Source organism: Pueribacillus sp. YX66 (genome assembly GCF_041725775.1).
GTDB lineage: Bacteria > Bacillota > Bacilli > Bacillales > UBA6769 > Pueribacillus.
Genome location: NZ_JBEUEL010000055.1, coordinates 1 through 8,653, shown reverse-complemented (window position 1 = coordinate 8,653; position 8,653 = coordinate 1). Strand labels below are relative to the sequence as shown.

Below are 8,653 nucleotides of genomic sequence, written 5' to 3'. Positions count from 1 at the left end.
CGGCGGACAACCACAAAAACAAGTATTAAAGTCAATGAACTTATTTGCAGAAAATGTACTGCCTAATTTTCAATAAATTCATAAAAGAGACAGTCAAAAATAAAGGGGGAATTTATCATGAAAAAAAATATAATCTTCACAATTTCAATGGTGTTAATTTCGATTTTGCTATTATCTGCATGTGGTAATAAATCAAATGATTCAGCGTCATCAGATGGTAATGGTGAAGTTCACGAAATTAATTTTAATATTTCAGCATCACCGACAAGCTCATTTACAAAAGATATTGTTGAACCATGGGTAGACTATGTAGAGGACAAATCAGATGGCAGAATTAAAGTTCACGTATATACAAATGCCGCCCTTGGCTCACTTGCAACAGGTTACGAAGATATTCAAAATCGTGTTTATGAATTAGGTATGGTTTCACCTGGACGACATGCCGAGACAGAGATTTTCCCATTAACGATCGGGGATTTACCGTTTGCCTTAACGACTCCAGAAGTAGCGAATATGGTATTATCTAAATTTATTGATGAATACATGGCAGAAGAAGATTCGTTTGGAAATGGTACACCTTTAACTATTTATGCTACGGATGCTTGGAATTTATATAGTAAAGAGCCAGTTGAGACGGTTGCAGATGTAAAAGGTAAAAATATTAGTGACTCTGTACCAGAGAGGCTTGATTTACTTAAAGATTGGGGTGCATCACCAGTTAATTTAGCAAACACTGAATTATATGAAGGTCTTGAAAGAGGTACTGTTGATAAGGTGATGTACACGTCTGTCGGAGCTCAAGGATTTAATTTACACGAAGTTTCTCCATATATGACAAAACTTAATGTTGGCGGTACGGTTCAATTACTCCTTATTAATTCGGATTTCTTGAATTCATTGCCAGAAGATTTAAAGACGATGTTTATTGAAGACTTTGGTCCTAAATTTGGAGAATTGGGGGTTGAGTCTTATACTACACAGGCAGAAAGTGCAATTAAAGAATTCGAAGAAATGGTGAAAGATAGTGGTGGGAAAGTGATCGAACCGAGTGAAGAAGCGATGGAAGAGTTTAGATCTCCAGCTGTTGACATTGCTCAAGATTGGGTAGGTAAAGCAAAGGCTCGTGGCTATGATGGCGAAGCGATGCTAGAGTTTTATAATGAAGCTTTAGAAGAAGCAGGTGTGGAAAGCCCATTTAAGTAATCCTTACAATTCGTTGTTAATTCCGGGGATGGTGGCATCAATCCCCGGCCATCTTTTCATTTTTTATGGGAAGTAGGGATCCTAATGAAAATTTTTCTAAAAACTATAGAGTTTATAACAGAAGTAAATAAAAAAATAGCTTATGTGTCGTTAGCATTCATGATGCTAGCCGTGTCAATTTTTTCGATTGCGCGCACGATGGGACATTCATTGATTGGAAACATTGAAATTGTGCAATTTTTAATGATTTTATTAATCGCGAGTGCATTAGCGTTTACTGAAAGAGAAGATGCACATATTTCTATTGGTGTAATCGTTGATTTTTTGCCATCACCCGTGCAAAGAGTAGTCGATTTAATTGCATATAGTTTGTTGTTTGTCTTTTGTATGCTCATCGCTTGGATCGTTGTCATTCAAATCGATTTTTTACAAGTATCGACTTTAATGGAAGTTCCGTATTTTCCTTTTAAAATCATGATCGTTATTGGCTATTTTGCTTGGGGGCTTGAAGCATTAAGAAAGCTAATGATGACAATTAGAAATGCGAAAACACTGAATGAATAGGGGGGAAGAAAGTTGTCTGCTACAACGGTAGGTATATTAGTGATCATTGCCATGTTTATTTTAATGTTTTCACGTGTACCGATTGCTGTTTCAATGGTAATTCCTGCAGCCATCGGAATTATCTATTTACGCGGATGGGATGTACTGTTAGCAACAGTGAACTCGATTGTTTGGGAACACACCTTTTCGTACACGTTAACGACGATTCCTTTATTTGTCCTAATGGGGCAATTTTTATATACTTGTGGCTTTAGTGAAGAATTATTTGCGATGTTTCGAAAGTGGGTAGGAAAATTAAAAGGTGGTCTAGGCTTGGCTACGATTGGTTCCTCAGCGATGTTTGCCGCTTCATCTGGTTCAAGCTTGGCTACGACGGGAACGATCGGAACGATTGCGTCTAAAGAAATGCTACAGGCAGGATACAGTAAAGTATTGACAGGCGGTTCCATTGCCGCAGGTGGTACACTTGGTATTCTCATTCCACCAAGCACGATGATGATTTTATATGGTGTGATGACCGAAGAGTCAATTGGAAGACTATTAATTGCTGGGATTGTTCCAGGAATTTTATTAACGATATTTTTTATGTTGACGATTAACGTTGTGGCTTTAGTGAAACCGAGTTTAGTGCCACCTCCAGAAGATTTTAACGTAACGTGGAGAGAAAGGTTTGCTTCTCTTAAATCAAGCGTATGGATCCTGATCCTTTTTACAATTGTCATAGGGGGGATTTATGCTGGTTTCTTTACTGCAACAGAAGCAGCTGGAGTGGGTGCATTAGGCGCAGCGATAATTGCATTAGCACGTAGAAAATTAACAGTTAAAACGTTTTCGCAAGCGATTTTTAGTACAGTGAGAACGACAGGCTTTATTTTTGCAATTGTCATTTCGGCATTTATATTAAATTATGTTCTCACTATCACTCGTTTGCCAAATCAATTAGCGAATTTCCTTTTTGAAAAAGACCTTTCTCCTTTAATGATTTTCGTATTAATTGTGATTATGTACATCATTTTAGGAGCAGTTATGGATACGATGGCAATGATCGTAGTAACGATTCCATTAATCTTGCCAATATTGGAAATGCATAATTTCGATTTGATTTGGTTTGGAGTTATTATGGTGCTATTAGTTGAAATGGCGTTAATTTCTCCTCCGATTGGAATGAACTGTTTTGTATTAAACGGAGTTGTAAAAGAGTTAGATTTAATCAGTATTTTTAAAGGTACTCTCATTTTTATCATTCCGATTATCGGATTAATAGGTTTGTTATATTCGTTTCCTGATATTGCATTACTATTACCAAATGCAGTTCGCGGTGGTTAGCGAAACGATTACTCAAGATTGAGGTGGATAAAACGTATGGGTAGGTTAGAAGGTAAAGTTGCATTAGTAACTGGTGCAGCAAATGGACAAGGAGAAGCGATTTCCCAATTATTTTCAAAGGAAGGAGCAACCGTCGTTGTTTCCGATATTTCCGATGAAGGAAAGGAAGTTGTAGAGGAGATTAAACAGAATGGTGGCAACGCTTGTTTCGTTAAGATGGATGTTTCAAAAAAAAGTGACTGGGAAACGGCAATAACATTAATTAAAAAGAATTTTAAGAAACTAGATGTACTTGTCAATAATGCTGGGATACCAGGCCCCGGCACTGTTGAGACACTTGAAGAAGAGGTTTGGCATCGTGTGATGGATGTAAATGCAAAGAGTGTTTATCTAGGGATGCAAGCTGTCGTCAGCTTAATGAAATCAAATGAAAATGGAGGATCGATCATTAATAATTCTTCTATATGGGGACTAGTCGGAAGCGGTCGTTCAACGGCTTATCAAAGTTCAAAAGGTGCAGTGACGCTTATGACGAAAACTGCCTCGGTAGAGTTTGCAAAATATAATATTCGTGTTAATTCTGTTCACCCTGGTATTATTTTAACACCAATGGTAAAAGATTCTCTTGCCAGTGGCAGAGGTCAACAATTAATTGATGATACACCTCTCAATCGTCTAGGTAAGCCTGAAGAAGTAGCTTATGCTGTGCTTTTTTTAGCTTCTGATGAATCATCTTATATAACAGGTGTTTCCTTGCCAATCGATGGTGGTTATACAGCGAGATAAATGAAACCGTTTGAAATCCGAAAATTCTCAAGCGATATCACCTGCTTGATTTATTGTATAAATCGATGTAAAGGAGAACGTTTTTATGTATATTGACGGAAAATGGATAAAAACTGACAGCATACTCACAGTATTCAACCCAGCTACAAGTGAGCGAATAGGCGAAGTATGTCTAGTAGATAAACAGCAAGCAGAAAATGCTATTCAAGTAGCTAAAAAAGCATTTGTTAGTTGGTCACAAAAAACAGCAGCAGAACGTTCATCGTACTTAAAAGCAATTGCTGACAAAATTGAAGAAAGAAAAGAACAATTTGCTGAGCTGATTACGAAAGAAATGGGAAAATCCATTCACAATGCAAGATATGAGGTTCAATCTGCGATTGATTACTTTCATTGGTATGCAGAAGAAGCACGGAGAGTATACGGAGATACAATTCCATCGTCAGAACCATCGAAGCGCATTATGACAATCAAACAGCCTGTTGGAGTTGTTGGAGCAATTACTCCTTGGAATTTTCCCCTATCGATGGCAGCACGAAAGTTTGCACCTGCTTTAGCAGCTGGATGTACAATTATCTTAAAGCCAGCACCTGAAGCACCAATGTCTGCTGTGGAACTATTTAAAGTTTTTGATGAGGTGAAGTTACCTAAAGGCGTTGTGAATTTACTGTTAGGAGAACCAGAAGAAATTGCAAGTGCTTTAATGGAAAGCCGCGATGTGCGGAAAATCACGTTCACTGGTTCTACAGAAGTGGGGAAAATTCTAATACGACAATCTGCGGATACAGTGAAGAAAGTTTCAATGGAATTAGGTGGGCATGCACCATTTATTGTGTTTGATGATGCAGATCTTGAACTCGCTGTAGAAGGGCTCATTAAAAGTAAATTTGCTTCAACAGGTCAGCAATGCGTGTGTCCAAACAGAATTTATGTCCATGAATCTATTTTCAATGAATTTGCTGAACATTTAAAGAAAAAGGTTTCATCACTAAAAGTTGGGAATGGACTAGATGAATCGAATGATATTGGAGCAATGGTAAGTGAAAGCGGGCTTGCCAAAGTTCATGAACATGTAACGGATGCAGTTCGTAAAGGAGCAAGTGTGCTTTGCGGCGGTTCAAGACTCGAAGATGGCGAATATAAAAACGGTATTTTCTATGCTCCAACTGTACTAGCGGATGTCAATGAAGACATGATCATTGTTAAAGAAGAAACATTTGGACCTGCTATACCATTAATTCGGTTTTCTTCAGAAGAGGAAGTGGTAGAGAAAGCGAATGATACCGAATACGGTCTTGTATCTTACTTTTATACAAATGATCTTGGACGGATGTATCGAATGTCTGAGCAGTTGGAATATGGAATGGTTGGTGTAAACGATCCGGCTCCGTTTGTTGTACAAGCTCCATTTGGAGGAGTTAAAGAAAGTGGACTAGGTAAAGAAGGCGGATATCAGGGGCTAGAAGAATATTTGGAAACGAAATTTGTTTCCGTAAAATTCAGCTAGTAGTATTTTTAATAATTTAAAGGAGAGGTGTTTATGACTAAGGTTCATTCGGTTATTGGTGACATTGATAGTACTGATTTAGGATTTACATTAATCCATGAACATCTCCGCACACGTTCGGAAGCTCTTGCTTTTCAATTTCCAAGATTATACGATGAGGAACATGAACTTCAAATGGCGATCAAGCAAGTGAATGTAGCAAAAGAACGCGGGGTCAAAACGATTTGTGATCCGACTGTTTATGGACTTGGTCGTGATATAGGATTTATCGAGAGAGTGGCAGTTGAAACCGGTGTACAAATTATTGCTGCTACGGGTGTTTTTACATTTCATTACTTACCTACACGATTTCAAGCGGAAGACTCTGATTATATGGCAGAACAGTTTGTGAAAGATATTATGGACGGGGTCCAAAATACGTCAATTAAAGCAGGTTTTTTGAAGTGTGCAACGGATGCACAAGGATTGACACCAGATGTCGAAAAAGTGCTTCGAGCGGTCGCTAGAGCCCATCACAAAACGGGTGTTCCGATTATGACACATTCCCATCCAGCCAGTGAAACGGGATTGATGCAGCTTGATATTTTTGAAGAAGAAGGTGTTGATCTTAAATACGTATTGATTGGACATTGTGGTGATACCGATGATGTGAATTACATTTTGAAAATTTTAGATAGAGGAGCATATGCTGGTTTGGATCGATACGGTTTGACTCGCTTACTATCGACAGAAAAAAGAAATGAGGTCGTTCTAGAACTTGTGAAAAGAGGCTATGAGGACCGGATTTTTCTTTCTCAAGACTATTGTTGTACAACGGACCGCTATAAACCAGAATCTTTGAAAAAAGCAATCTATCCAAAATGGTCGATGACATTTTTATTAGACGAAATTATACCAACTTTAAAAAATGAAGGGATCACTGAAGAACAAATTCAGACAATTATGGTTACAAATGCTGAACGGTGGTTTTCAGGAACATAAAATAATTCAATTGAATGAAATATAGAAGGTGTTTATTACTTTGCTGTACAGTAGTGAAAATATTAGAATGGTGCTATTTGTACAGCTATTCATATAAGTTACTATATTATGATAATTTGTTTATATGGATTTTCGATGATAGAATAAAAACAAATACAGTTCCATCAAGACCTTTATTTTCAATGAGGTGAATCGTATGCCGAAAATCATTGTTACAGGATTTTCACCTTTAGAAAGTTTAGTTAGAGAAGCTTTAGAAGAAAGAAAAAAGAATTTTAGTGGTTTAGTGATTCAAAAAATTGAGTCAAAAGATATTTTAAGAAATCCTTCGTTTATAACGAATGATGATGTATTAATCTGTGGACAAACCATTTATAAAGTATTTAAAGAGTTAAATGTGCGTGGACAAATGGTACCTGTTCGGGTGCAAATTAATGATTTTATTCACGCATTAAGAAAAGCTAGACAGTACGGATATGAAATAAACGTAATTAATTATAATAAAAAATTTTTGATGAACGCAAAAGATGAATTGGAAAAGATCTTCAATTTAAAAATAAATCAATATGTGTATGAAAGTACAGAACATGCGGAAAAATTGATAGCAAAGTTAGAGAGTGAAGGGCAGTCAATCGTTATAGGCTCAGGTTTGATTACAAGTTTGGCGAAAAGCAGAGGAATGCATGGGATCTTATGGTATGGAGAAGAAAGTATAACCCAAGCTGTAGGTATTGCTTTTAATATACTCCAATCGAGGTTTGAAGAATTAAAAAACTTCAAACAAGAAGAATATATTTTGCAAAAGTTTAATGATGGGGTGATCACGCTTAGTGAGGCAGGCAGAATTTCAAACATAAATAAAAAAGCGCTTTCATTATTAGAGTTAGAAAATTACAAGAGTCCTCAAGGCTCGCATATTCTCCATCTTTTTAAAAAGAGCGAATTGACTGATATATTGCTTAGTAAAAAAGAGATAAGAGATAAAGTCGTTACCTACGAAAAAAAGCTGTTTTTAATTAGCACTTTTCCTATTGTTGTAAATCATCGTTTTAACGGTACGGTTGCGATTCTTTCAGATGTTGATGAACTTCAAAAAAATGAAACAAAAATTAGACAAACGATGTACAGTAAAAAAATAGCTGCACCTTATCGTTTTGATCATATTATCGGGAACAGTGAAAAAATAAAAAAAACAGTAAGCAAGGCCAAAAAATTTGCGAGTACGGATTCAAATATATTAATACTCGGTGAAACGGGAACTGGTAAGGAATTATTTGCGCAGAGTATCCATAATGAGAGTGCGAGAGTCGATAAACCATTTATTGCTGTCAACTGTGCTGCAGTACCTGAAAATTTATTGGAAAGTGAATTTTTTGGATATAGTGATGGAGCGTTCACAGGTGCTAAAAAAGGGGGAAAACCAGGATATTTCGAGCAAGCACATAATGGTACAATTTTTTTAGATGAAATCGGTGAACTCCCTTTAAGTATGCAAGCGAAGCTACTTCGGGTACTTCAAGAACAAGTCGTAATGCCAGTTGGAAGTTCAACGATTATTCCTATTAACGTGAGGGTTATTTCAGCAACAAACGTCAATTTAATTGAAAAAGTAAAGACGAATGAATTTCGAAAAGACTTATATTACCGACTTGCAGTACTTAATTTATTTTTACCGCCATTACAAAACAGATTGGACGATTTGGGTGAAATCGTTAAATCTTTCACAAAGAGAAATTATCCTCATTTTTTAAACTATATTGAAAAAGCGTTAAAAGAGATGGTAAAGTTATTATCAAATCATAAGTGGCACGGAAATATTCGCGAGTTAGAAAATACGCTTGAAAGAATGTTTGCTTATTTAGAAGATCCTTCTAACGCTTCAAAATCTGCGATATTAGAAAATCTTGAAGAAGCGCTTGAAGAAAATTATTTATTAATTTCAGAAGATGTACCTAGTGATAAATCTTTTCATAGTGTGATGAAAGAAACTGAAATTCAGCAAATTAACGAAGTATTAAAACAAACGAATGGTAACAAACAAAAAGCGGCTGAAATTCTTGGTATGAGCCGCAGTACTCTATGGCGAAAATTAAGGAGTATGGAACAAATAAACTAAAAAATATTTATAAACACTGCTAATTGATTTTAGCAGTGTTTATTTAGTGTGCGAGGCATGCACATATTCTATAAGGTTACAGTCCTGAATCGTGAAGGCAGTAGTAGCGATTAGCTTAAGACAAGGGTGTCCACCGTGAGGTGGAGCCTGAAGGAAGTCGGCGGCAAATC

At 36.6% G+C, this 8,653-nt stretch carries 7 protein-coding genes; all 7 read left to right on the top strand.

Annotation, left to right across the window (positions count from 1 at the left end):
• Positions 1-117 precede the first annotated feature (117 nt).
• The 7 genes from ABU914_RS14960 to ABU914_RS14930 all read left to right on the top strand — a co-directional run bounded on the left by ABU914_RS14960 (position 118) and on the right by ABU914_RS14930 (position 8,483).
• The gene (locus tag ABU914_RS14960; RefSeq protein WP_379670496.1) at positions 118-1,203 is read left to right on the top strand and encodes a TRAP transporter substrate-binding protein; all 1,086 of its coding nucleotides are present in this window, start codon (positions 118-120) and stop codon (positions 1,201-1,203) included.
• 84 nt (positions 1,204-1,287) lie between these two features.
• Positions 1,288-1,767, top strand: a complete 480-nt coding sequence (locus ABU914_RS14955; RefSeq protein WP_379670495.1) for a TRAP transporter small permease — start codon at positions 1,288-1,290, stop codon at positions 1,765-1,767.
• A 12-nt stretch (positions 1,768-1,779) separates the two neighbouring features.
• The gene (locus ABU914_RS14950) at positions 1,780-3,093 is read left to right on the top strand and encodes a TRAP transporter large permease (RefSeq protein ID WP_379670494.1); all 1,314 of its coding nucleotides are present in this window, start codon (positions 1,780-1,782) and stop codon (positions 3,091-3,093) included.
• Positions 3,094-3,129: 36 nt separating this feature from the next.
• Positions 3,130-3,879 (top strand): SDR family NAD(P)-dependent oxidoreductase, encoded by a 750-nt coding sequence (locus ABU914_RS14945; RefSeq protein ID WP_379670493.1) that lies wholly within the window; start codon positions 3,130-3,132, stop codon positions 3,877-3,879.
• A gap of 85 nt (positions 3,880-3,964) precedes the next feature.
• Positions 3,965-5,386, top strand: a complete 1,422-nt coding sequence (locus ABU914_RS14940; RefSeq protein WP_379670492.1) for an NAD-dependent succinate-semialdehyde dehydrogenase — start codon at positions 3,965-3,967, stop codon at positions 5,384-5,386.
• Between the two features lie 33 nt (positions 5,387-5,419).
• Positions 5,420-6,367: a phosphotriesterase family protein gene (locus ABU914_RS14935; RefSeq protein WP_379670491.1), complete on the top strand. Its 948-nt coding sequence runs from the start codon at positions 5,420-5,422 to the stop codon at positions 6,365-6,367.
• Positions 6,368-6,563: 196 nt separating this feature from the next.
• Positions 6,564-8,483: a sigma 54-interacting transcriptional regulator gene (locus ABU914_RS14930; RefSeq protein WP_379670490.1), complete on the top strand. Its 1,920-nt coding sequence runs from the start codon at positions 6,564-6,566 to the stop codon at positions 8,481-8,483.
• The last annotated feature ends 170 nt before the right edge of the window (positions 8,484-8,653 follow it).

Coding starts and splice junctions, on each gene's coding strand:
- ABU914_RS14960 (WP_379670496.1), top strand. CDS start 118: ATGAAAAAAAATATAATCTTCACAATTTCAATGGTGTTAATTTCGATT.
- ABU914_RS14955 (WP_379670495.1), top strand. CDS start 1,288: ATGAAAATTTTTCTAAAAACTATAGAGTTTATAACAGAAGTAAATAAA.
- ABU914_RS14945 (WP_379670493.1), top strand. CDS start 3,130: ATGGGTAGGTTAGAAGGTAAAGTTGCATTAGTAACTGGTGCAGCAAAT.
- ABU914_RS14940 (WP_379670492.1), top strand. CDS start 3,965: ATGTATATTGACGGAAAATGGATAAAAACTGACAGCATACTCACAGTA.
- ABU914_RS14935 (WP_379670491.1), top strand. CDS start 5,420: ATGACTAAGGTTCATTCGGTTATTGGTGACATTGATAGTACTGATTTA.
- ABU914_RS14930 (WP_379670490.1), top strand. CDS start 6,564: ATGCCGAAAATCATTGTTACAGGATTTTCACCTTTAGAAAGTTTAGTT.